Consider the following 24175-nt stretch of genomic DNA (forward strand, 5'->3'; position numbering starts at 1 on the left):
CGCGCACAGCACGATGACGAGAAGGACGTACAGAAGTTCCACGGGTGCGTTCCGGCGGAGAGGACGGAGCGCATTGTTCGTCTTACGCAATATTTACGGTGTATCGCGCCGGCATGGGGGCGTAACGTCTTCGTAAAATCTGGCGTCTGGCGTACCCTGAGGCCCGGTCCCGTACGGTCGACTCCTGCATGCGGTCCGGCCCCATGTAGGAGCGCGCGATGCGCGCGACATGTTTTGAGGCCATGCCCCGGAGCTGGCGCGCCAGCCCCGAGGTGTCGCGAAAACATGTCGCGCGCATCGCGCGCTCCTACACGGCATGATTGACGCAGCGTTTTCGTTTCACGCATCGTGTGCCGTTCGCATTTCCCTTCCGTTCCGGAGTAGAGAGTCCATGCGCGCCTTCGTTCCCCGTCTGCTTGCCGTCAGCCTCTTCGTCGCCTACGGCGCCCACGCAGCCACCGCGGCGACCACCCCTCCGCCGCCGGCCACGCCGAAGCACATGGTCTCGGAGACCCTGGCGGGGCAGGCGATCAACGATCCGTACCGCTGGCTGGAAAACCCCGATGCGCCGGACGTGAAGCAGTGGATCGACGCGCAGAACGCCTACACCGAAGCCACCATCGGCGCGATGCCGCTGGCCAAGGCCCTCAGCGCACGGGTGCGCGAACTGGCCATCACGTCCACCACGCGCAGTTCGCCGACCCTGGCCGGCGGCACGCTGTTCTATTTCGAGAACACGCCGCCGCAGGCGCAGCCGCTGCTGGTGGCCAAGGCCTGGCCGGATGGCCCGACCCGCACGCTGGTCGATCCCAACCAGAGCGATGGCAACACCGCCATCACCGAGTACTGGCCCTCGCCGAGCGGCCGTTACCTGGCCTACGGTACGGCCGAGGGCGGTAGCGAGCTGACCACCATCCATGTACTGGACACCACGACCGGCAAGGCGCTGCCCGACCTACTGCCGCTGGCCGGCGGCGGCACCACCCCGCAGGCGCTGGCCTGGGATGCCGACGAGAAGGGTGTCACCTACGCGCGCTTCGAGGCCCCCGCCAAGGGGCAACCGCTGCGCGAGTTCGACGCCGTGCTGGCGCATCACACGCTCGGCCAGCCCGCCACCGCCGACCGTGTGGTCTTCGGCAAGGGCTATTCGCACGTGGCCGAATACATCCTGCTGGAAGGCAAGGGCGGCGCCTCGACCGCGTTGCTCGCCAACGAAGGCGACGGCGGGCCCGCCGAGGTCTACCTGCGCCGGGGCACCGGCACGTTCCAGCGCGTTCTCGGCCGCGACGCCGACGCGCGCTCGGCCGCCTGGGTAGGCGATCGCCTGGTCGTCGCCAGCTTTGCCGGCGCGCCGCGCGGCAAGCTGGTGGCCATCGGCACGGACGGCAAGGCCACCGACCTGCTCGCCCAGGGCGAAGGCGCCATCCAGCATGTCTCCGCGCTGGGCAACGGCTTCCTGGTGGTCCGCAGTGTCGGGCCGGACTGGTGGGCCGACCAGTACGACGGCAAGGCCGGTTTCGTGCGCCGCGTGCCCCTGCCGGCCAGCGGCATCACCATCGGCGGCGTGGCCTCCGAGGCCGGCCAGGACAAAGCCCTGCTCAGTTATGCCGGCTGGACCACGCCCACGCACTGGGTGGAATACGACGGCGCCAGCGGTGCCCTGAAGACCGTCTTCGAGGTGAAGGCGGCGGCCGACTACTCGAAGGTGAAGGTGTCGCGCATCGACGGCGTGTCGAAGGATGGCACGAAGATCCCCGTGACCGTCATTGCCATGGAAGGCACCACGCCCAACGGCAAGCGTCCGACCATCCTCTACAGCTACGGCGGTTTCGGGCTGCCGGTGACGCCGGTGTTCGTCGGCGCCAACCTCGCCTGGCTGGAGCGCGGCGGCGTGCTGGCCTATGCGAACATCCGCGGCGGCAACGAGTTCGGCGAGGCCTGGCACGCGCAGGGCCAGAAGCAGAACAAGCAGAACGTGTTCGACGACTTCTATGCCGCATCGCAGGCGCTGCTGGACACGAAGTGGACCGATCGCGCGCACCTGGGCATCCTGGGCGGCAGCAACGGCGGCCTGCTGATGGGTGCGGCGCTGACGCAGCACCCGGAGCAGTACCGTGCCGTGGTGGGCGCCGTGGGCATCTACGATGTGCCGCGCCACATGACCGCCTTCGCCAACGGCCCCTACAACGTCAGCGAGTACGGCAGCACGACGGACCCTGCCGTCGCCCGGGCCATGCTGGCCTATTCCCCGCTGCACAACGTCAAGCCGGGCACGAAGTATCCGGCCGTGCTGCTGGCCACCGGCGCCAACGACCCGCGCGTGGCGCCGTGGCAATCGCGCAAGTTCGCGGCCGCATTGCAGGATGCCACGACCTCGGGCCAGCCGGTGCTGCTGCTGACCCGCATGAACGCCGGCCACGGCATCGGGGCGCCCTTCAGCCAGCGTGTCGGCAACGCCGCGTTGCAGCTGACGTTCTTCGCCACCGAGCTGGGCCTGGGCGAATAAGCCCGGGCCGAACCGAAGGCCGCCATCCCCACCGCGAGGTAGGGGGATGGCGTGCCGGCTGCGTTATAGCTTCCGGTGATGTCATGTCGGGTGAGGTGCGAGCGCGTCGATGCATAAGCTGTGCGTGGTCCCGGGCAGGGCGTCCTGCTGACAGGTGGTGCGGGTGACCGCTGAGGAACGCCAGGCCGGGATGGCCTTCGACCAGTTCGTGCGCGAACAGCGTGCGCCGCTGGCGGGATTCCTGCGCCATCGCGTCGCCACCGAGGACGAAGCCCAGGAAGTGGCCCAGGAAAGTTTCGTGCGCCTGATCCGCTACCGGGACGAACCGCCGGAGTCGTGGCCGGCGCTGCTGTATCGCATCGCCGTGAACGTCATGACCGATCGCGCGCGGCGGGCGCAGTCGCACCATGCCGCGCACCATGTGGATGTGGATATCTACGCCGAGGCCATCGCGGCCCCGGGGCCCGACCCGGGTCAGGCCCTGGATACGCTGCGTGCACTGGAGGAGGTGCAGCGCGCCCTGTTGTGCCTGCCGTCGCGCTGCCGAGACATCTACCTGCTCAACCGCATCGAGGGCATGAGTTATACGGAAGTGGCGGTGCATTGCGGCATCTCCGTCAAGGCCGTCGAAAAGCACATCGGCAAGGCCCTGGGCCTTCTTCGTAAACAGGTCGGGCATCACCTCTCATCCGTGGTTTCGCAAGCATGACACCCTCAGACAAAGCGGATAGTCCCGACACGGCCGAAGGCTGGGTAGCCCGGCTGGACGCGCCGCACGCGGGTCCGGCGGAAGCCGCGGCGTTCGACGCCTGGTGCGCGCGAGACCCGGCCCACCGGCCGGCCTACCGTGCCGCGCGCCAGCTGCACGACATGGCGCGTCGCCTGCGCGACAACGACATGCTTCGCGCGGCCTCGCGCAAGGCCCTGCGCGACACGGCCCGGCGGCGGACGGCGCGCCGCTGGTGGTTCGGCGGCGCGGCCGTGGCCGCTGCGTTGCTGGTCGCCCTGCCCGCCGTGTGGTGGTACCTGCGCACGCCGCTGGTATCCGCCGAATACGCCACGCAAACCCGCATTGCCGCGGTGACGCTACCCGACGGCACCCGCATGGTGATGGACGCGGGCACGCAGGCCGCCATCCGGTTCGACGGACAGTCGCGCCAGGTGCTGCTGGAGCGGGGGCGCGCCCAGTTCCAGGTCGGCAGGGCCGAGGCGCCGTTCGAGGTACGGGCGGGCGACGTGCGCGTGCACGACATCGGCACCACGTTCCAGGTGGACCGGAGCGATGTCGGCACCCGTGTCGCGCTGCTGGAGGGTCAGGTAACGGTGTCCGATGCGCGGCTGCCGGCCACGCGTACGCTCGCCCGCGGCCAGTCGGTGCGCGTGGCCGCGGACGGCCAGCTCGAGCCGACGCGTCCCCTGGACACGGCCGAAGCCGAAGGCTGGACCAACGGCCGGCTGGTCTTCCGCGGCGAACGACTGGCCGACCTGCTGGCCACGATGAACCGTTACGCGTCGCGCCGGATCACCCTGGCCAATGCCGGCATGGGCGAACTGCGTGTCAGCGGCAGTTTTCATGCCGGCGACCAGGATGCCCTGGTCAGCGCGCTGGTGGCGGGCTGGCAGTTGCGGCCCGAGCGACTCGGCGACGGCACGGTGGTGCTGCACGATGGCGCCCCCGCGGTGCTGCGCTGAGCGGCACAGGGGGGTGGGCGCTCACAGCCGGAACGACACTGTCCCCAACCAGGCCCGGCCGATGACGTCGTCGAACAACGGGTTGTACGCGATGCCGGGGGAGCCGTAGTACACGGGGGCGTGGTCGAACACGTTGTGCAGGTTGAGCGCGAAGGTCCAACGCGGTACGCCGCGATAGGCCAGGCCGGCATCCACGAGGATGAAATCCGGCGTGGAACAGTGCACGGCGGTGCCGCCATCCGTTTCGCAACCCAGCGGATCCGTCGACGACTGCGCATTGCGATAGCGGCCCGTATAACGCGCGTTGGCGGACACGGTCCAGTCGCCCGTGTGCAGCACGACCTCGGCCAGGCCGGTCCAGCGCGGTTGCGAAGCGTAGCCGGCACCGTGGGCAACGGGCGTGCCATCGAAGGTCTGCCGGTCCAGCTGCCACAGGTAGCTGCCCGTGACTTTCAGGTCCACGCCCCAGGCCGGGCGGTCGACCAGTCGGGCCTCGCCGTCCACATCGAGGGTGCGGGCACTGGTGTGGCCCAGGTTCACCCACTGCTGCCGTAGCCCGGTCAGTTCACCGGACGCATCACGTGCAAAGGCTTGTGGGTACGTCTCCGGATGAGTCAGGGCGTACGACAACGGCAGGCTGTCGATCTCGTGGTCGCGACGCAGTGCGAAATAGTCCAGCGCGAGACTGGCCACCGGCGACGGGGCCCATACCAGGCCGAGCGTGTGGCTGTGCGAGGTTTCCGGCCGCAGGTCCCGGTTACGTACCGTGGACATCGTCAGGTAGCAGGTGTTGGCGTCGGTGGCGGGCACCGCCAGCACCCGGCACGGCAGCAGGCTGTCCGGTACGTCAAGCAGGAAGCCGTTCGGGTAGCTGGGCGACGCACGACTGAGGTCCAGGGTGGCGGGCGCACGGTAGCCGCGAGCCCATGTCGCGCGCGCCGTGAGTGTCCCGGTCACGTTCCAGCGTAGCGTCGCCTTGGGCGAAAACGCGTTGCCGTAGCCCTCGGACCGGTCGACCCGCCACGCCAGGCCGACCTCCAGCCGCGACGTCAGCGGTGCATTGGCTTCCGCATAAGCCGATGTGGTCCAGCGGCTGGCCGAGCGATCGCTTGGACTGACGAACTGGAACACCCGGCCGGAGGTCAGCAGCGCATCCGGTCGGTCGTCGAGGCGATCGCTGGCGACTTCCGCACCGGCCGTGACCACGAGCGGGCCGCCCGCCAGGGTCGCCAGCGGGTGGGTCGTCTGGAAACGCAGGGCATCGCGCGCGCTGCGTGCATGCCGGTTCGCCGTGGGTGACAGGGTGGTGAGCAGGGACGGGGCGTTGCGTCGCTTCAGCTGGTAGCTGCCATCGTCCAGCGCACGGGTCAGGCTGTCGGACGGCAAGAGGCCGCCGAGATAGTCGTCGTAGCTGCCGCGTTGCCCGTCCACATCGACGTGCCAGTCGCCGTCACCCCATGGCCCATGCAAGCCGGCGGTGAACACGTACGTGTCCGACGTGGTGACATCGCGCACGGGCCCCACGTCGTCGAAGCGATAGCCATAGAAAATGCGCGAGGCGTCATCCGGATTGTCCGACGTGCCGGCGGGAAGCACCACGTTGTACTTCAGCGGCGCGGTCTGCTGGCGCTGCTTCTGCGACGTCCAGCGAAGATCCGCATAGGCCTGCACCTCACCGATCGTCTGGTCCGCATGCAGGTACATCGCGTGGCTACGCATGCCGGTCTGCACCGTGGTCTGCGCGGACGATGCATCGACGCAGCGGCTATCGCCCGTCGGGATGGGTCCCGTGCAGTCGGCCGCCTGCGAGCGCAGCTGCGCTCCCTGCAGGTAGAAGTCGTCGGCCGCCTCGGGGCCGTTCGACGCCGTCGCCGCCTGCGCCGGGCGGCTCCATGCACGGTCACGACCCAGCGTGGGTGCCCGGTCGAGGCTGTCCACCATCAGCAGGAGGTTGCCATGCTCGCCGAGGCGACCGCCCAGGCTGGCCGAGACGCGACGCTGCAAGGCGTCACCGCGCGTGGAAAGACCCGTGGCCAACGAGGCGCGCACGCCGTCCAGCTTCTTGCGCAGCACGATGTTGATGACGCCGGCCATGGCGTCGGAGCCGTAGATGGCCGAGGCGCCGTCGCGCAGGATGTCCACGTGATCCACCATGGCCAGCGGTATGCCGTTGAGGTCGGTGACCGTACCCAGGTCGTCCTGCGCCAGTCCATAACCTGCCAGCCGGTGCCCGTCCACCAGCACCAGCGTGGCGTACGAGCCCAGGCCACGCAGGTCCACGGACGACGCGCCGGTGGCGCCGGCCAGTCCGTTGTTCTGGAACAGCGCGACGTTGGACACGCCCACGCCCGCGTTCACCACGCGCAGACCGGGCTGCGCGCGAAGCAGGTCGTAGAGGGTTTCGTAGCCGCCGCGATCGATCTGCTCGCGGCTGATCACCGTGACGGGCGACGCCGTTTCCATCTCGGTGCGACGGATATGGGTGCCGGTAACCTCCACCGGTTCCAGCGGTACGGCGACGGGCGCCTTGCTCGGGGCTCGCGCACCGGGCGGATGGATACCGAGCGGACTGGCGCGCAGGACGAAGGCCCGTTCGCCCGCGGGAACCACGGCCAGGCCGGTACCGCGGAGCAGGCGATCCAAGGCGTCGCGATCGGTGGTGACGGCGGTGACGCCCGGGCTGTCCAGGGTATGCACCGTGTCGGCGGGATACAGCAACTCGATGCCGCTGTCGCGAGTGAACGCCTGTAGCACATCGTCCAGTTTGCCCGCGGCGATATGGAAGGCGCGCGGCGGGGACGATTCCCCGGCGACCGCGGAACACGGGGCAGCCGCCATGGTCACGACCAGGGCCATGCGGCAAAACGGACGTCCCCTGGGTCGCAACGGCATGCGTGTGGCATCCCCTCCGTGGACCCCGTATTCAGCGCGGGTCGCGCGAGGCTGTCAACCTCGGCGCGACCCGCCCTGTTTACGCATGCGGCTTTAGTTGGATTCGCTGAACTGGATCGCCGGCGACGAGCCGCCGGAGGCCGTGCAGGAACCGAGTGCCAGGTTGTTCTGCTCGAACGTCGTACCGGCGCCCGACAGGCAGGTGGGCGCGCTGGTGCTGCCGTCCGTCACGCCGACACGCACGTTCAACTTCGAGCCACGGTTGAACGACACCAGGGGCTGCGACGAATCGTTACCGAAAATATTGAACTCGGACTGCTTCCAGATCTTGCCGATGTTAAGCGTGGTGGCCGATTCGGACACCGTGTGGGCCGTGCCGTTGATGGTGAAGGTCACGCTGTCCTTGCCGCTCTGGTTGGCCGCACCGGTCAGTCGGATGCTGGCGAGGTTGGCAAGCGGCACGTAGCTCACCGACACGGCGTTGCTGTTCCTGTAGCAGGCGTCCTGGTCCGGGTAGGCGTTCCAGCCCGATGGGCAACCCTGGCTGTTGTATTCGGAATCGCTACCGGCGAAGAACCAGTTCTGGATGAACGCGACAGGGCCGTTGCCATCGTCGGTGGCATAGATGAACTGCTCCCAGGTCTGGCAGCTGCTGTAGCCGAACTGGCTGCAGGTGGTCGGGTTGCTGCCGATGTCGGTGTTGATCTGCAACGAATAGTTCTGCGAGCCGCCGCTGTTGACGCCGGTCACCGTCGGGAACGTACCCACCGCGGTTTTCGTGAAGCCGCCGGTCTTCGCGGCGTAGTCGTTGCCGTTGCCGGTGGTGAGGGTGCCGCTCGTCGCGGCCTGCGGGGTGACACGACCCTTGTGCGCCGCGACGGCCGCCTTCGTGGCAGCGGTCAGGATGGCGGCCGACATGAGCTTCGGCGGCGGCGCGCACTGTTCGGCCGTCCACGTGTTGCTGGGGAACGAGGCGCGGTAGCAGCCGGTGCTGGGCGCGCCCTGCGCGGTGAGGTTGTCGTGCCAGCCGGCGACGGCCTGGGCATGGGCCTGCGCGGCCATCTGGTCGGTAGCCGGCTGCGCGAACGCGGCAGCGCCGGGAAGGCCGGCAACGATGGCGGCCAGCAGCGCACGGCGGATGAACGGCGTCGCACAGAAGCGATTGCTCGAAAGCATGGTGAGTCCTCACTAGCGAATAAAAGGTTGCCCTGGTCTTTCCCCTTCTCCTGAAACGGGAGCCGGAGGCGTCCACCCCGTGAACTGCGTCACACTTTCGTGCGTGCCGGGCAGCGCATGTCCTGCCCCGGAGGCGACTGGTAGCATCGGGGGTCTTCGAATCCGGAAAAACGCCATGCTCCCCACTGTCGAGAAGGAAACCGGCCCGTCGCCCACCTGGACGGTCCTCTGGCTGCACGGGCTCGGCGCCGATGGCAACGACTTCGCGCCCATCGTGCCCGAGCTGGTCGATCCGTCCTGGCCCCCCATCCGCTTCGTCTTCCCGCACGCGCCGGTGCGCCCGGTCACGGTGAACAACGGCGTGCCGATGCGGGCGTGGTACGACATCAAGGGCGTGTCCATCGCGGATAAACAGGATGCCGAGGGCATCCATGCGTCGATCCACGAGGTGGATACGCTGATCGCACGTGAGGTCGACCGCGGGGTGCCGGCCGACCACATCATCCTCGCCGGTTTCTCGCAGGGCGGCGCCATGACCCTCTGCGCCGGCCTGCGCCACAGAGAGGCGCTGGCCGGCCTGCTCGTTCTGTCGGCCTATCTGCCCCTGGCGGATACGCTGGAAGCGGAACGCAGCGACGCGAACCGCTCCACGCCCCTTTTCTGGGGCCACGGCAGCGCCGACCCCGTCGTGCCGATGGCACTGGCCGAGTACTCGCGACAGGCGCTCGAAGCGCTGGGCCACCACGTGGACTGGCACAGCTACCCCATGGCCCACCAGGTCAGCCTGCCGGAGATCGCGGACATCCGTGCCTGGCTGGGGCACCGCTTCACCGACCGCTGAAGCCGCGCGAGGTCAGCGGGCCTTCCGGCATACTCCCGCCATGCCCGCCGCTCCCGACGACACCGCCCCGGTTCCGCGCCCGCCCTCGGCGCCGCTGCCCGATTTCTGCAGCCTGCCGGTGCTGTTCGCGTTACTGGTGGTCGGCGCGCTCACCGTCACGCTGATGTGGCTGGCGCCCGGCAGCCGGGGCGACCTCGGCGATTACGGCACGGCGGTGCTTTTCACCAGCTGGCTGGCGGTGCTGCTGACCGTGGCCCTGTGCAAGCTGACCCCCTGGATGCAACGGCTGCCCGGCCTGCTGCCGTATGCCGCCGTGTGGCTGCTGCTGGTGCTGCTCGTCGGCGTGAGCGCCGCGGTGATCGGCTGGGTGGACCACAGCATCCACACCGGCATGACCCCGGTCTCCCGCGTGCGCTTCGTCCGTGATGCCAGCATCGCCACCGGCCTGCTCGGAGCGGGGCTGCTTCGTTATTTCTACGTGGTGGCGCAGTGGCAGGTGCGCGTGGCGACCGCCGCGCAGGCGCAGGTGGCGGCCTTGCAGGCGCGCATCCGGCCCCATTTCCTGTTCAACAGCATGAACGCGGTGGCCGCCCTGATCCGGGTCGATCCGGATGCCGCCGAGCGCACCGTGGAAAACCTGGCCGAGCTGTTCCGCGCGGCACTGGGCACCGATCACGAGTCCCTCGGTACGCTGGGCGAGGAGTGGATGCTGGTGGATCGCTACCTGGATATCGAAGCGCTGCGCCTGGGCGACCGCCTGCACGTCGAACGCGCCATCGACGTCCCGGTCGACCTGCCGCTGCCACGCCTGTTGCTGCAACCGCTGGTGGAAAATGCGGTCCGCCACGGTATCCAGCCCAGCCGCCATGGCGGGCGCATCCGCCTCGCCGGGCATCGCGTGCCCGGCGGGGTGGAAATCGTCATCGAAAACACGCTGCCCGGGTCATCCGCCAACCCCGGCACGGGGCACGGGTTGCGCAACGTCCGCGAGCGCGTCGCCTACCATTTCGGACAACGCGCCAGCGTACGCACGGAACGCCATGACGACAGGTTCGTCGTCACGGTGTTCCTCCCGGAGCCCGGTCAGCGGTTGCTTCCCCGCCGCGCTAGTTGGACTCGCTGAACTGGATATTCGGTGACGTGCCGCCGGCGGCGGTGCACGGACCGAGGTTGAGGTTGTTCGTTTCCGCCGTCGTGCCGGCGTTGGCCAGGCAGGCCGGCGCATTGGTGGTGCCGTCGACCACGTCGAGGCGCACGTTCACGTGGGATCCCGAGTTGAACGACACGGCGGGAGGCGTTCCCCCGATGACGTTGAACTCCGTCTCTTTCCAGATCTTGCCGATGTTGAGCGTGCTGGCGGGCTGGGACACGGCATGCACGGTGCCGTTGACGGTGAACGTCACCACGTCCTTGCCGTTCTGGTTGGCGGCGCCGGCCAGGCGTACGCTGCCGAGGCTGGACAGGGGCACGTAGGCCAGCGCCACTTCCTTGCTGTTGCGATAGCACGCTTGCTGTTCCGCGTAGGCACCCCAGCCATCCGGGCACCCCTTGCTCTTGTACTCCGATGCGCTGCCGACGTAGAACCAGTCCTGCATGTAGATGCCGATGCCGGTGGCGCTGCCGTCGTTGGTGTCGTAGATGAACTGCTGCCAGGTCTCGCAGGTGGAAAAGCCGTATTGCGTGCATGCACCCGGATTGCTTGCGGAGGTGGTGTTCATCTGCAAGGTGTAGGTCTGCGAGCCGCCGCTGTCGACGCCGCTCACCTTCGGAAAACTGCCCACGGCGCTGCGCGTCAGGCCGGTGGTCTGTGCGGCATAGTCGACGCCGTTGCCTGCGTCCAGCGGTTGGACGGCCGCCTGAGTCACCTGCCCGGCCCGCGTGTCGCGTGTCGTTCTGTGACCCGACGGAAACATGCGCTTCGGCGGCGGGGCGCACGTTTCGGCGGTCCATGCATAGCTGGGAAACGAGGCGCGATAGCAGCCGGTACTCGGCGGCCCCTGGGCGATCAGCGTGTCATGCCAGTGCGTCATGGCCTGTGCCCGGGCTTCGACGGCCACGGTATCGACGGGCACCTGCGCCATGGCGGCGAAGGGGGAGCCGCTGATGATGGCGATCAACAGGGCCCGACGAACGGTCGGCGCAGCGTGGTGGTTCTTACTCGAGATCATGGCGGTTCCTCAGGAAGTGGTATGGCGTGATGGCACCGCCCCTGCGCAGGCAGGAACGGTGACTGACCCTGTCGTTAGTTGGACTCGCTGAACTGGATGCCCGGAGACGTGCCGCCCGAAGCCGTGCAGCTACCCAGCGTGAGGTTGTTCTGCTCGAAGGTCGTACCGGCGTTCTGCAGGCAGCTCGGTGCGTTGGTGCTACCGTCGACGACGTTCAGGCGCACGTTCACCGTGGAGCCCGGATTGAACGTCACCAGCGGTTTGTCCCCGCCGTAGCCGAAGACGTTGAACTCCGACTGCTTCCAGATCCTGGCGATGTCGAGGGTGGTGGCCGGCTGCGAGGCCGTGAATGACTTTCCGTTTACCGTCAGCGTTACGACATCCCTGCCGTTCTGGTTGGCAACACCGCTGAGACGCATGCTGCCCAGGCTGGCGAGCGGGAAGTAGCCGACGGAGATCGCATCGCTGTTGCGATAGCAGGCCTGATCGTCCGCGTAAGGCGTCCAGTCCGCCGGGCAACCCTTGCTGGCGTACTCGGAGGCACTGCCCACGTAGAGCCAGTCCTGGATATAGACCGAAGCGCCTTCGCCATCGCCGGTGTCATAGAGGAACTGCTGCCAGGTACTGCACGATGAGTAACCGTACTGGGGACACGCGGCCGGATTGCTGCCCGTGGTCGTGTTGATCTGCAGCGTGTAGGGCTGCGTACCGCCGGCGTTAACGCCCGTGACCGCCGGGAAACTACCCACGGCGCTGCGGGTAAGACCGTTCGTCTGCGCGGCGTAATCGTTGCCGTTGCCGGTGGTCGGTGCGACGGCCTGCAGGGTGACCCGGCCCGTACGGGAGTCCACGACCTTATGGACGGGCGGCGACACGTGCTTCGGTGGCGGCGCGCACCGTTCAGGCGTCCATATGGCACTGGGGAACAACGCGCTGTAGCAGCCCGCGTCAGGAGGACCCTGGACGGTAAGCGTATCGTGCCAGCGGGCGGACGCCTGGGCCTGGGCCTGCGCCGGGATGGAAGGCATGCCCGCTTGCGCTTGCACTGTCGCCGCGGCGACAGCAAGCACGCCGACGGTGGCCAGCGATACGGCACGACAGGCCGATCGCGCGGAAGGACTACGCTTGCTCGATATCATCATGAATCCTCGGATAGGTAGCGTGATGTGTCCCCTCTCCAGGAGAACAACGCGGGCCGGGCCTGCCCACACCGTGACCCGCGTCTCACTCCCGCACCCGCCTGCCGGTCACGTGCGTCGCCGGCGACGCTGATAGCATCGACGCTTTCCACCCGGAGCCCGGCGCATGCGCGTCCTGATCGCCGATGACGAGCCGCTGGCCCGTGCGCGCCTGAGGGTGCTGCTGGCGGCGCGTGGCGAGGTCGAGATCGTCGGCGAGTCCGCCGACGGCGACGCCACGCTCGACGCCTGCCTGTCGCTGCGGCCCGACGTGGTGCTGCTGGACGTGGAGATGCCCGGCCTGTCCGGCACGGCCGTGGCCCGGCAGCTGGCGGCCATGGCGGAACGGCCGCAGGTGATCTTCTGCACCGCCTACGAACAGCACGCCGTGAGCGCCTTCGACCTCGGCGCCACCGACTACCTGCTCAAGCCGGTGCGCGCCGAACGACTGGGCGACGCGCTGGACCGCGCCGCCGCGCGCCGCCCCCAGGCATCGCTACCCACGCGCGGGGCCTGGCTGCGCGCGCGCAGCGGCAACGATGAGGTACGGGTGGCACTGGGCGATGTGCTGTACCTGCTCGCCGACGACAAATACGTCGAGGTACACCACGCGGCCGGCATGTGGCTGATCGACGAGTCGCTGCGCCAGCTGGAGACCGCGCATCCCGACCGCCTGGTTCGCCTGCACCGCAACTGCCTGGTGCCGCGCACGCGCCTGCTGGGCCTGAAGTCGCTGGCCGACGGGCGCGTGCTGGCGCGCCTGGCAGGCACGGAGGTGACCCCGGAAGTCAGCCGGCGCAACCTGCCCGCCGTGCGCCAGCTGCTGCGAGCCGAAGGCGGCTGAATGCCCCGCGCGACACCCCGTCGCGCTGCACGCGATGGCGGTTTGCGGGACAATCACCGTTTCGCCCGAGCCGCCGCCAGGATCCCATGACCCCACCGCTTCGTATCGCCACGCGCAAGAGCGCGCTGGCCCTGTGGCAGGCCGAGCACGTGGCCGTCCTCCTGCGCCAGGCGCATCCGGGACTCGTGGTGGAGCTGGTGCCGCTGTCCACGCGCGGCGACGAGATCCTCGACCGCTCGCTGGCCACCATCGGCGGCAAGGGCCTGTTCCTCAAGGAGCTGGAAGTGGCGATGCAGGACGGCCGCGCGGACATCGCGGTGCACTCGCTCAAGGATGTGCCGGCCGCGCTGGAGCCGGGCTTCGAGTTGTCGGCCATCCTGCCGCGCGCGGACGCGGCCGACGCCTTCATCAGCAACCACTACGCGACGCTGGCCGACCTGCCCAACGGCGCGCGCGTGGGCACCTCGTCGCTGCGCCGGCAGGCCCAGCTGCGCGCGGTACGGGGCGACCTGCAACTGCTCGACCTTCGCGGCAACGTCAACACGCGGCTGGCGAAACTGGACGAAGGCCACTACGACGCGATCATCCTGGCCTGCGCGGGCGTGGAGCGCCTGGGTATGGCCCATCGCATCACCACGCGGCTGGCCAGCCCCGACTGGCTGCCCGCCCCCGGGCAGGGCGCCATCGCCGTGGAATCGCGCCTGGGCGATGCACGGGTGGCCGGACTGCTGGGCGCCCTGACCGACCCCGACACCTTGCTGGCGGTGAACGCCGAGCGCGCCATGAACGAGCGCCTGGGTGGCAGCTGTGCCGTCGCCATCGGCGCGTGGTGCGTCGTGGCCGAGTACGGCCTGACCCTGCATGGCATGGTGGGCGACGCGCTGACCGGCGAACTGCTGCACGCCCAGGCCGACAGCACCACCGACGATCCCGTGACCCTGGGTCACCAGGTGGCCGCCATGCTGCTCGACCAGGGCGCTGCCGCCCTGCTTCAGCCGCAGCGGTAGGAGCGCGGCAGGCCGCGCTCCGGCGCCGTCAGAAGTTGTAGACGAGGTTGGTCGTGGTCAGCTTGTCGGTGCTGACCGTGCCGGGCAGCGTGTCGCTGTTGTAGCGAATCTGGTAACCGATCTTCAGCGCCAGCTTCTTGGTCATGCTGACCGAGAGGCCGATGTCGTTCTGGTAGTACTGGTTCTTCGAGCCCGCTTCCACCAGCAGCGTGTCTTCCACCGCCGTGTTGTCGGTAATGCGGTACTTGGCGTTGATCAGGCTGCGGCCGACCACTTCGCTTTCGGCATCGGGCTTGTAGGTTTCTTCCAGGGGCACGACGCCGCCGGGCTCGAAAGCCGGCGTGCCGTCCGGGTTGGTCGCCTGCCGGGTGGTCTTCGCGGGCTGGTAGCGCTTGAAACCGGGACCGATTTCGAAGGAGAGCTCCGCACGCTCGTTCTTCAGGGCGATGTAGCCGTAGCCCACCGAGATGATGCCCTGCCACAGGTTGGCGCCGAAATCGTCGTGCTCGTAGCGGGCGGCCGTGACCACGTAGCTGCGCGGGTCGAACTTGTAGCCCACCGAGGCGCCGGTGTCGTAGCGGTTGGCGGTGGTGCTGAACTTGTCGATGGGGTTGCCGTTCTGGTCGTCCACCGTGACCTCACCCTTGGAGCGCAGGCCGTTGAGGTAGAAGTTGTTCTTCCACAGCTCGTTTTCCTGGTTGAAACCGAGCTTGGCGTTGGCGTTTTCCGACCGCGAGTTGCCGCGCGAGGACGCGAAGCCGAATTCGCCGGAGCCGGTCCAGCCACCGTTCTTCGAGGCATCGGCATTCTGGTCCGGCGTCGAGGTGGGGTTGGCAGTGGCGTCCTGGGCCGACGCGGCGAGCGGCAGCGCGGCAAGGACGAGCGTGGCGAGAAGGAGTTGTTTCATCGTCGACCCGTAGATGGAATGGAAAACCGAAGGAACCGCGGCCGTCTGGATGGCCAGGCCGGGTGGAACGCGCCTCGCTGCGAGGTCAGTCGTTCACCCAGTAAACATAGGCCCGCCCGTACAGCCGCTGTTCGAGACATTGACCGATAACGCAGCTTAACGCGGCCAGACCCGCCGCGACGGGCAACAGGTGTCCGGCCGGGTGCGATACCAGCAACACGCACGGCAACCCCACTGACAGCGCCGCCACGGCGAAGCGCCAGGCCAGCAGGGAGACCGCGGTGCGCCCGGTTTCAAGGCGGTGCACGGCACCGCGCTCCTCCGCCAGTTGCCGCAGCGCGCGCCAACGCATGCCCTCCACGACACCCAGCGCCAGCGCCACGGCAAGCAGGGCGAGTCGCCAGGGGTTGAGCGGATTGATCGGCATCTCGGTCTGCAGCGCCACACACAGCCAGAACCACAACCCACCGGCGAACAAGGCGGAGACGGTACGGCCCAGCGGCAGCGCATTGGCCACGGAGGCCACCGACGGCGGCAGGTGACGCGACACGCTGCGGGCCGTGTAGACCAGGGTGGCCAGGCTGCAGAGCATGAGGGCCGCTCCGGCGAGGCGGGTGGCCCAGAAGTCGTTGCCGCCCCGGGCCAGGCCGGCCAGCGCGAGCATCGGCAGGTAGTTGGCCATCGCCACCATGCCCTCGGGCGTGGGCATCATCCGCTTCACCGGATTCCATCCGTGCCACTCGGGGGCGAAGGGCAGCCGCAGGCAGGTGGACACCAGGCCCAGGCTGACCAGCACCAGGCCGATCGACAGCGGCACCAGGACCTCGCCGCGGCCGTCGGGGTACAAACCCAGCGCCAGGGCGGTGCCGAGCACCATCCACAGGCCATAGCCCGCCGCCGTGCAGGCCTGGATCACCACCACGGAGGTAGAGAACAGGCTGCGCGCGGGCGTGGTTTCGTCATGCCGGCCCAGAGGGTCCAGCGCGACGGCGGCGTCGTTGGGTTCCGCCATGGTCGAAAAAGGCCTTCGGCGAATCGCAAAGGCACATTTTTGCGCCTTATCGTCCCGGGCGCAAACCCACGGTCGCGCGGCGGGCGAGACTCCCTTGCGGACGGCGCCGGGCGCCGCCATGCTTGGCCTGCGTAGATACGGGCGTCACGCCTGCGCGGACACACTTCCCCACGCTCCTCCTGCCGGCGACACCCATGGACCGCTACGAGCGCATTCTTACCCTGCACCGCCTGCTGAAGTCCGCGCATTACCCGGTGCCCCTGTCCCGGTTGATGGACGAACTGGAGTGCTCGCGCGCCACCCTCTATCGAGATGTGGCCTTCTTGCGCGATGCCCTGGGTGCCCCGGTGCAAAGCGTCGCCGGCGACCAGGCTTCCTTCCGTTACGAGGCGGACGAAGGCGATTCCTTCGAACTACCCGGCCTGTGGCTGACCAGCGACGAGCTGGCGGCGCTGATGGCGTTGAACGAGTTGATCGGCCGTTCCGATCCGGGCGTGCTCGCCGGTGCGCTGGCCCCGTTCAAGGCCCGCATCGAGCGCCTGCTGTCCGACCACGGCAGCGGCAAGGCACTGCCGGTGGATCGCATCCGGGTGATCTCCTGGGGCGCGCGCACGATGGACCAGCAGGTATTCCGGATCGTCGCCGGTGCCACGCTGGAGCGGCGCCAGGTCAGCTTCCGCTACCGCGCGCGCACCACCAATTCCGACACCAAGCGGACCGTCTCGCCCCAGCGCCTCACCCATTACCGCGACAACTGGTACCTGGACGTCTGGGACCACGATCGCGAGGCCCTGCGCAGCTTCGCCGTGGATCGCATCGCCGAGCCGCAGGCGCTGGATGCCCCGGCCAGGGACGTGGAGGACGCCGAACTCAACGACCTGCTCGCCTCCAGCTACGGCATCTTCGCCGGCAAGCCCAAGGCCTGGGCCACCATCCGTTTCTCGTCGCACGCCGCGCGCTGGGTCGCCGACGAACACTGGCACTCCCAGCAGAAGGGCGAGTGGCTGGGCGATGGCCGCTACGAGCTCAAGGTGCCTTACTCCAACTCGCGCGAGTTGCTGATGGACGTGCTGAAGTACGGCCCCGACGCCGAAATCGTCGCGCCGCTGCCACTGCGCGAGGAAATGAAGATCCTGCTGCAACTGGCGCTGTCCGGTTACCAGAACGGTTCGAACCACTCCCACTGAGCGCGCGCGGTCCATGAGCGATTTCGATATTGCCGAGACCGGCGCACTGCCCGCCACGCTCGCTGAACCGCGCAAGCCGCGCGTCGCCCTGGCCCTGGGGGCGGGGGCGGCCAAGGGACTCGCCCACATCGGCGCCATCGAGGTGCTGGAGGAACGGGGTTTCGAGATCGTCGCCATCGCCGGCACGTCGATGGGCGCGCTGATCGGCGGCATCTACGGCATGGGCAAGCTGGATATCTACCGCGACTGGGTCTCGACGCTGGCGCGTTTCGACGTGCTGCGCCTGGTCGACTGGAGCTTTTCCGGTGGTGGTTTCATCAAGGGCGACCGGATCATGGCCGCGCTGCGCGAGCTGATCGGCGAGGTCAACATCGAGGAACTGCCGATCGCCTATACGGCCGTGGCCACGGACATCGACCGTGAGCGCGAGGTCTGGCTGACCCGGGGGCCACTGTTCGACGCGATCCGTGCCTCTATCGCCATCCCCACCCTGTTCCGTCCCTATACCCACGAAGGCCGCCGCCTGGTGGACGGCGCGCTGCTCAACCCGCTGCCGGTGCTGCCGCTGATGCGCGAGGACGTCGATTACGTCATCGCGGTAAGCGTGGACGGCGCGGCCGAGATGCAGCAGCCACCGGAGAAGAACGTGACGGCCGGGGCCGACGACGGTTACAGCGCGAGGCTGGGCCGACTGTTCGGTCGCCGTGGGCTGCCGGTCGGCGAAGGCAAGCCCAAGCTCAAGGACCCCGGTGCCTTCGACCTGATGACCCAGTCGATGGACCTGATGCAGGCCAACCTGTCGCGCCTGCGCCTGGCCGCGTACCCGCCCGACCTGCTCATCGAGATACCGCGCAACGTCTCCACGGTGTACGAGTTCTACCGCGCCCGCGAGCTGATCGAGCTGGGCCGCGTGCGCACCCAACAGATGCTGGACACCTGGCAACCCCGCCAACCGCTGATAAAACCGTTGTAGGAGCGCACGTACGTGCGCGATCCCTCTATGTAGGGAACGGCGAGGGAAGCCATACGCCACAAAGACGAAGGCGTTTCCGTACCCCACATCCTCGGCTCTTTTACACCCGCGAACGCCCGCGCACCTATAAGGCGGGCAGCGTTCTTTTTGACGTTAGGAAACGCCTACATCGTTGTGAGGCACGGCTGTGCTTCGATTGACGCTCGGAAACGCCCGTACGTTTGCAACACACGGCTGTGCTTCGTTTGACGCTCGGAAACGCCTGCGCTTTTGTGGCGCATGGCTTCCTTCGCCCCTCCCTACGCAGAGGGTTCGCGCACGTGCGTGCGCTCCTACGCCACCTCTTCGGTGCGGGTGACTTTGGCGCGGCGCATGAGCCAGGCCACGCCGCGGAGGTCGGCCAGGCCGACCCAGAGGCGGTCCAGCATGCCGTACTTCGAGGTGCCGGCGGTGCGCGGGCGGTGGCCCACGGGCACGCTCTGGCTGGCGAAGCCGGCACGCTTGACCAGCGCCGGCAGGTAGCGGTGCATGTGGTCGAAGTAGGGCAGGCGCATGAAGGTCTCGCGTTCGAACAGCTTCAGGCCACAGCCGGTATCGGGCGTGCTGTCCTGGAGCATGCGCGAGCGCACCGCGTTGGCCACCTTCGACGAGATGCGCTTGTTGAAGCTGTCGCGGCGGGTGACGCGCCAGCCGGCGAACAGTTTGAGTTCCGGACCGGCGCCGGCGCGCGCGGCCAGCAGCTTGGGGATATCGGCCGGATCGTTCTGGCCGTCGCCGTCCAGCGTGGCGATCCACGGTGCGCGCGCGGCGCGGACACCATTCCATACCGCGGTGCTCTGACCGCTGCGGGTCAGGTGGCGGATGATCCGCAGCTCCGGGTACTGCGCACGCGCGGCGGTGAGCACGGCGACGCTGTCGTCGGTGCTGTCGTCGTCGACGTAGATGATCTCGAAGTCGACCCGGCCGCGCAGCGCCGAAGCGATCTCGGCGAGGAGGGGCGGGATGTTGTCGCGCTCGTTGAAGACGGGCACGACCACGGCGAGGTCGGTCATCGCGTTTCCGTGGGCTGGTGGATTCGGGCCGGCATTATCGCGCAACGGGCGCCGCATGGGGCCGCGAGGGCGGCCGTTCGTTCAGATCTGTCCGACAACCGGGGCGACCGGCCCCTCGATAGCCTGCTGCCAGCCGCGTGCCACGGCGTCCATGGTGCCGCGGCTGGCGCCCCGCGCCATCACCACCAGCGTGCCGCCGGCCAGGGCGATCTGGCGACCGTCCCAGCCGTCGCGATGGAACTCCTCCGAAGCATCCGTCTTCATGGCCGGCATATAGAGGGCGACGACGGGCTCATCGTTCATCCGGGTGACCAGGTGCACGGCCGGATACGGGCCCACCGTGCAGTCGTGCACGTAGGTGACGCCGGCGGGTGCCGGCCCCCTGAGCCGCGTGGCGCGCCCCACGAAGCCGGCTTCGACCTGGGCATCGGTGATCGGCCGGGTCATCGCCAGCGCATCCATCTCACCCGGCATGTGCGCGACCGCCAGGGCGGGCAACGAGTGGGCATCCGTATACCGCCAGAGCAGGCCCACGCCACCGAAGGCGATCAGCACGGAGGCGGCCATGGCCATCCAGGCACGGCGATGGCCCACCTGACGGCGCCGTTCCTGCGTGGCCTGGGCGAGCAGGATGCGGTCGGCCAGGCCGTCGGGCACGGAGATCGCGGACAACGCGGTTTCCATGTCGTCCTCGAAGCGCTGCGCGCGCTGCCAGAACGGCGCGCAGCCCTCCTGGCAGGCATCCCTGTGCGCCAGCAGGGCGGCATCGCGCGAGCGCGGCTCGGCGGTGATCCGGCGGCGGAACTCGAGGCAGTTCATGCGCGGCCTCCGTCGGCGGCGGCGCGTCCACCCAGCATCGCCTTGAGCCGCTGGCGCGCGCGGAACAGCTGGGTCATGACAGCACCAGGCTGCTGGTGGGTCGCCTCGGCGATTTCCTCGCAGCTCATGCCGCCCAGCACCTGCATGGCCAGGGGTTCACGGTATTTCTCGGGCAGTTTCAGCATGGCGTCGCGGACCTGGGCGGCATCGCCACTGCGTTCGGGGCTGGCGAGGGCGGCATCCTCGGCGACGCTGTCGTCGAGCTCCACCGTGTCGAAACGTTTGCGCTCGTAAAGCCGGGCATGCTCGCGGCGCAGGATGGTGATCAGCCACGGCTTGGCGGACTCGGCATCGCGCAAGGCGTCGAGGTTTTTCCACGCGCGCAGGAAGGTCTCCTGGACCAGATCCTGGGCGACGGTTTCGGAGCGCGACAGCCAGAAGGCGAACCGGTAAAGGTCGGCCGACAGGGCGCGCACCATGGCTTCGTACTGGCGCTGCTTCGGGTTCACGTCCTTATGGACCGGCGGCATGCGTACTTCCTTTCAGCAGTCCGCTCAGCGGACCTTGCTCAGGATGCCGTCCAGCTCGTCCAGGCTGTGGTAGTGGATCACCAGCTTGCCCTTGCCACCGCGCCCGTGGGCCAGTTCCACCCGCGTGGCGAAGCGCTCGGCCAGCTCACGCTCCAGGTTGGCGATGTTCGGATCAGCCGCGCCGCCCGCCTTGGCCTTGCCCTTGGGCGCCAGCTGGGCCCGGCGTGCGGCTTCCTCCAGCTCGCGCACGGTCCACCCGCGACGGGCGGCTTCCAGCGCCAGCGGTTCGGCGACGGTGGCCGGCAGGGTGAGCAAAGCACGGGCATGGCCCATTTCCAGCTTGCCCTCGTCCAGCAGCTGCTTGATCGATTCGGGAAGCTCGGTCAGACGCAGCAGGTTGGACACGGCGGCGCGCGAGCGGCCCACGGCATCGGCGGCCTGCTGGTGGGTGAGGTCGAATTCGTCGATCAGCCGCTGCAGCGCCTGGGCTTCCTCCAGCGGGGTCAGTTCCTGGCGCTGGATGTTTTCGATCAGCGCCATGGCCAGCACAGACTGCTCGGGCACGTCCTTGACCAGCGCGGGAATCTCGCTCATGGAGGCGCGCTGGGCCGCGCGCCAGCGCCGCTCACCCGCGATCAACTCATAGCTGTTCTTGCCGATGGCGCGGACGACCACCGGCTGGATCAGGCCCTGGGCCTTGATCGAGGCGGCCAGTTCGTCCAGGGCTTCATCGTTCCAGTGCCTGCGCGGCTGGTACTTGCCGGCCTGGATCTGCTGGATGGGCAGAAGGCGCAGCTCGCCTTCCTGCTCGATCACGGAGGGCGCGGCGTCCGGACCGCCACCGCCACCGAGCAGGGCATCCAGGCCACGGCCCAGACCACGTTTCTTAGCTGCTGCCATGGGTCGTCCTCAAGAAGTGGTCGTGGCGGCATCGGGCGCCGCTTCGTCGCCCGGCTCCACGGCCGTGTCGCCACTCGCGGCAGCGGCGCGGGCCCGGTCGCGGCGGATGATCTCGCCGGCCAGGCCGATATACGCGATGGCGCCACGCGAGCCGCGATCGTACAGGTGGATCGGCTGGCCGTGGCTGGGCGCCTCGGCCAGGCGCACGTTACGCGGGATGATCGAGCGCAGCACCTGGTCGCCGAAATGCTGGGTGAGCTGGGCCGAGACCTCGTTGCCGAGGTTGTTGCGTACGTCGTACATGGTACGCAGCAGGCCTTCGACCTCCAGCTGCGGATTGAGGCGCTGGCGCACGGCCGAGATGGTATCGAGCAGGCTCGACAGCCCTTCCAGCGCGAAATACTCGCACTGCACCGGGATCAGCACGCCATCGGCCGCGGTCAGCGCATTCAGCGTGAGCAGGTGCAGGGACGGCGGGCAGTCGATGATGATGCTGTCATAGCGGTCGGCCACCTTGGCCAGCTGATCCTTCAGGCGGTGCTCGCGCGCCATGCCGTCCATCAGCTTCAGCTCGGCGGCGGTGAGGTCGCCATTACCCGGCAACAGGTCGAACGCCGCCTCGGTACGGACCAGCACGTCGGCGATGGGCGCCTCGTCGAGCAGCACCTCGCAGCCGTTGGGCTTCGTGTTGTACTTGTCCACGCCCGAAGCCATGGTCGCGTTGCCCTGCGGGTCCAGGTCGACGAGCAGCACCTTGCGCTTCGCGGCGGCCAGGGCCGCGGCGAGATTGACGGAGGTGGTGGTCTTGCCAACGCCGCCCTTCTGGTTGGCGACTGCGATAATGCGGGCCATGGGCTGTCGTTTGCTGCCGTGCGCGGAAAGGGCGTTAGCGTAGCATCGACGGGCGGTTCGCCCTAGGTTACGAATGAATCCTGATGAAAGTCATCGAAACGCTTCGGATTGCAGCTTTTGGCTTTATGGCTCAGGCACTTGCAGCGACAGGCGCGCACGCCCAGCAGCAACAGCTATCGCTTCCTGCGTTGCCAGAAGACTCAGGGGTCGATGTCGCACCCAGGCTGGAGGAATGTGACGCGGTGAACTGCGTCGTCGACCCAGCGCAACTTTCAGCGATGGATTCGGCAAGACGCCTCTATAGCGCCGATAAGCTGGCTGCAGCCGCGTATTCCGTCGTGATCGGCAAGGAAGGCTCCGATATATCCATCACGCTCGTGCCGTCTCCCATCGGCACACGCGGCAGAGCCTTTACCTACGTATTCGATAGGTCGGGCAAGACCCTTAAAAGAAGCTATCTCAATAGATAGGATCGTCTATCGCGACAGTGTCAGCCACGCCTTATAACGACTAGGTGCCGCTCGCCCTCGACATCGGGCACGCTCAAGGCATGGATGGCTTCCACCGTGAATCCGGCCGGCACGCCGGCCAGTTCGTCCCCCGGGTGCTTGCCCTTCATCGCCAGCCATACGCCGCCGGGCGCCAGCAGGTGGCCGCCCCAGCCGAGCATGTCGGCCAGGCTGGCGAAGGCGCGTGCCGTGATGCATTCGAAGCTCCCTTCCACCTCCTCGACACGGCTCTGCAGGGCGCGACCGTTGCCGAGCTTGAGCGAGCGGATCGCTTCACGCAGGAAGCGGACCTTCTTTCCGTTTGAGTCCACCATCAGCACCTCGCGAGCCGGCTCGGCGATGGCCAGGGGAATGCCGGGCAAGCCCGGACCGGTGCCCAGATCGGCCAGGGTGCGACCCTGGACGAAGGGGACCACGGCCAGCGAGTCGAGCAGGTGGCGCGTCACCATCTCGTCCGCGTCGCGCACGGCGGTGAGATTATAGGCCGTGTTCCAGCGTTCGAGCAGTTCCCGATAGTCCAGCAGGCGGCTGACCGCGGCGTCGGGCAGCGCAATGCCTAGGGCGGCGATGCCGCGTTCGAGTCGGGATTGCAGGGCTTCGCGGGTGGTCATGCGGCACCGGGAGAACGTCGGGGAACCGCAAGTATGGACCAACCGGCCCTGACCGGGGATCAGGCGGCGTCAAGCTCCACGCGGGTCACCAGCATGCCGCGCGAGCGCAGCGAGCCGTTGACGGCGTGCTTGAGCTGGGTGCCGAAGGCGCGACGGTCGGCCTGGTGCGCCGTGGCGGAATCGCGCAGGGCGGCCACGACGTTGCTGCGGATCAGTTCCGGGGCTTCTTCGATCACTTCGTCCGCGGCTTCCGGCTCCAGCACCTGCCAGTACACCGTACCGCCGTCGAACTGCAGGACCTGGCCACCCAGGTCGATCTTGTGCGACACGCGATCGATCATCGGCAGGACGACATGGGTGCCGGCCGTGAGTAGCGAGGGCGCGCGGCCCAGGCGACGCACACTGTAGACCTGGCCCTCGGGAATACGCCTGACCGAAGCCGCTGCAAAAGCGAAGGCAATCAGGGTCGTGGCGATGAGGGTCGTGGTCAACATGATATTTACATCAATCGTTTATCGG

23 protein-coding genes are annotated in these 24175 nt (G+C 68.2%); 10 read left to right on the forward strand and 13 right to left on the reverse strand.

Features of this window, described 5'->3' with window-relative positions; translation table 11 throughout:
* Positions 1–391: 391 nt before the first annotated feature.
* The 3 genes from QRN34_RS07405 (at position 392) to QRN34_RS07415 (ending at position 4198) form a co-directional block, all read left to right on the forward strand.
* Complete coding sequence (locus QRN34_RS07405) at positions 392–2506, forward strand: prolyl oligopeptidase family serine peptidase (RefSeq protein ID WP_285403375.1); 2115 nt, start codon at positions 392–394, stop codon at positions 2504–2506.
* A gap of 163 nt (positions 2507–2669) precedes the next feature.
* Entirely contained in the window at positions 2670–3215 is a 546-nt protein-coding gene (locus QRN34_RS07410; protein WP_285403376.1) for a sigma-70 family RNA polymerase sigma factor, read from the forward strand.
* A complete protein-coding gene (locus QRN34_RS07415) occupies positions 3212–4198 on the forward strand; it encodes a FecR domain-containing protein (protein ID WP_285403377.1) in 987 nt (328 codons plus the stop codon). Before QRN34_RS07410 ends, QRN34_RS07415 begins: the two co-directional genes overlap by 4 nt.
* Positions 4199–4219: 21 nt before the next feature.
* Here the strand turns inward: QRN34_RS07415 and QRN34_RS07420 are convergent, their stop codons facing one another.
* Complete coding sequence (locus QRN34_RS07420) at positions 4220–7054, reverse strand: TonB-dependent receptor (RefSeq protein ID WP_285403378.1); 2835 nt, start codon at positions 7052–7054, stop codon at positions 4220–4222.
* A 129-nt stretch (positions 7055–7183) separates the two neighbouring features.
* A complete protein-coding gene (locus tag QRN34_RS07425; protein WP_285403379.1) occupies positions 7184–8266 on the reverse strand; it encodes a hypothetical protein in 1083 nt (360 codons plus the stop codon).
* A 175-nt stretch (positions 8267–8441) separates the two neighbouring features.
* Between QRN34_RS07425 and QRN34_RS07430 the strand changes: the two genes are divergently transcribed.
* Positions 8442–9107 carry a carboxylesterase gene (locus QRN34_RS07430; protein ID WP_285403380.1) on the forward strand — a complete coding sequence of 222 codons (666 nt, stop codon included), beginning with the start codon at positions 8442–8444 and terminating at the stop codon, positions 9105–9107.
* Positions 9108–9147: 40 nt separating this feature from the next.
* Positions 9148–10230 carry a histidine kinase gene (locus QRN34_RS07435; protein ID WP_285403381.1) on the forward strand — a complete coding sequence of 361 codons (1083 nt, stop codon included), beginning with the start codon at positions 9148–9150 and terminating at the stop codon, positions 10228–10230.
* On the opposite strand, the gene QRN34_RS07440 is transcribed toward QRN34_RS07435, so the two are convergent.
* Positions 10214–11275, reverse strand: a complete 1062-nt coding sequence (locus QRN34_RS07440) for a hypothetical protein (RefSeq protein ID WP_285403382.1) — start codon at positions 11273–11275, stop codon at positions 10214–10216. The genes QRN34_RS07435 and QRN34_RS07440 overlap by 17 nt on opposite strands.
* Positions 11276–11349: 74 nt before the next feature.
* Positions 11350–12303 (reverse strand): hypothetical protein, encoded by a 954-nt coding sequence (locus QRN34_RS07445; protein ID WP_285403383.1) that lies wholly within the window; start codon positions 12301–12303, stop codon positions 11350–11352.
* Between the two features lie 277 nt (positions 12304–12580).
* On the opposite strand from QRN34_RS07445, the gene QRN34_RS07450 reads away from it, so the two are divergent.
* Complete coding sequence (locus QRN34_RS07450; protein ID WP_285403384.1) at positions 12581–13297, forward strand: LytTR family DNA-binding domain-containing protein; 717 nt, start codon at positions 12581–12583, stop codon at positions 13295–13297.
* Between the two features lie 86 nt (positions 13298–13383).
* Positions 13384–14304, forward strand: a complete 921-nt coding sequence (gene hemC / locus QRN34_RS07455; protein WP_285403385.1) for a hydroxymethylbilane synthase — start codon at positions 13384–13386, stop codon at positions 14302–14304.
* A gap of 28 nt (positions 14305–14332) precedes the next feature.
* Here hemC and QRN34_RS07460 read toward each other — a convergent pair whose 3' ends face one another.
* Positions 14333–15211, reverse strand: coding sequence for a DUF481 domain-containing protein (locus QRN34_RS07460; protein WP_285403386.1), 879 nt, complete (start codon positions 15209–15211; stop codon positions 14333–14335).
* Positions 15212–15296: 85 nt separating this feature from the next.
* Positions 15297–16223: a hypothetical protein gene (locus QRN34_RS07465; protein WP_285403387.1), complete on the reverse strand. Its 927-nt coding sequence runs from the start codon at positions 16221–16223 to the stop codon at positions 15297–15299.
* A 194-nt stretch (positions 16224–16417) separates the two neighbouring features.
* On the opposite strand from QRN34_RS07465, the gene QRN34_RS07470 reads away from it, so the two are divergent.
* Together QRN34_RS07470 and QRN34_RS07475 are read left to right on the forward strand one after the other, a co-directional pair.
* The gene (locus QRN34_RS07470; RefSeq protein WP_036138794.1) at positions 16418–17410 is read left to right on the forward strand and encodes a YafY family protein; all 993 of its coding nucleotides are present in this window, start codon (positions 16418–16420) and stop codon (positions 17408–17410) included.
* Between the two features lie 13 nt (positions 17411–17423).
* Entirely contained in the window at positions 17424–18383 is a 960-nt protein-coding gene (locus tag QRN34_RS07475; RefSeq protein WP_285403388.1) for a patatin-like phospholipase family protein, read from the forward strand.
* Positions 18384–18715: 332 nt separating this feature from the next.
* On the opposite strand, the gene QRN34_RS07480 is transcribed toward QRN34_RS07475, so the two are convergent.
* The 5 genes from QRN34_RS07480 to QRN34_RS07500 form a co-directional block, all read right to left on the reverse strand.
* A complete protein-coding gene (locus tag QRN34_RS07480; RefSeq protein WP_285403389.1) occupies positions 18716–19435 on the reverse strand; it encodes a glycosyltransferase in 720 nt (239 codons plus the stop codon).
* Positions 19436–19516: 81 nt separating this feature from the next.
* Positions 19517–20254: a DUF3379 family protein gene (locus QRN34_RS07485; protein ID WP_285403390.1), complete on the reverse strand. Its 738-nt coding sequence runs from the start codon at positions 20252–20254 to the stop codon at positions 19517–19519.
* Positions 20251–20784 (reverse strand): sigma-70 family RNA polymerase sigma factor, encoded by a 534-nt coding sequence (locus QRN34_RS07490; RefSeq protein ID WP_285403391.1) that lies wholly within the window; start codon positions 20782–20784, stop codon positions 20251–20253. The genes QRN34_RS07485 and QRN34_RS07490 overlap by 4 nt, the downstream gene beginning before the upstream one ends.
* Before the next feature lie 24 nt (positions 20785–20808).
* A complete protein-coding gene (locus QRN34_RS07495) occupies positions 20809–21684 on the reverse strand; it encodes a ParB/RepB/Spo0J family partition protein (RefSeq protein ID WP_285403392.1) in 876 nt (291 codons plus the stop codon).
* Positions 21685–21693: 9 nt separating this feature from the next.
* A complete protein-coding gene (locus QRN34_RS07500; RefSeq protein ID WP_036138789.1) occupies positions 21694–22536 on the reverse strand; it encodes an AAA family ATPase in 843 nt (280 codons plus the stop codon).
* Between the two features lie 83 nt (positions 22537–22619).
* Here QRN34_RS07500 and QRN34_RS07505 point away from each other — a divergent pair, with 83 nt between their 5' ends.
* Positions 22620–23006, forward strand: coding sequence for a hypothetical protein (locus QRN34_RS07505; protein WP_285403393.1), 387 nt, complete (start codon positions 22620–22622; stop codon positions 23004–23006).
* Between the two features lie 20 nt (positions 23007–23026).
* Here the strand turns inward: QRN34_RS07505 and rsmG are convergent, their stop codons facing one another.
* Positions 23027–23656: a 16S rRNA (guanine(527)-N(7))-methyltransferase RsmG gene (gene rsmG / locus QRN34_RS07510; RefSeq protein WP_285403394.1), complete on the reverse strand. Its 630-nt coding sequence runs from the start codon at positions 23654–23656 to the stop codon at positions 23027–23029.
* A gap of 59 nt (positions 23657–23715) precedes the next feature.
* Positions 23716–24150 carry a hypothetical protein gene (locus QRN34_RS07515; protein WP_285403395.1) on the reverse strand — a complete coding sequence of 145 codons (435 nt, stop codon included), beginning with the start codon at positions 24148–24150 and terminating at the stop codon, positions 23716–23718.
* Positions 24151–24175 lie beyond the last annotated feature (25 nt).

It is taken from the genome of Luteibacter sp. ME-Dv--P-043b (assembly GCF_030209605.1).
Lineage (GTDB): Bacteria > Pseudomonadota > Gammaproteobacteria > Xanthomonadales > Rhodanobacteraceae > Luteibacter.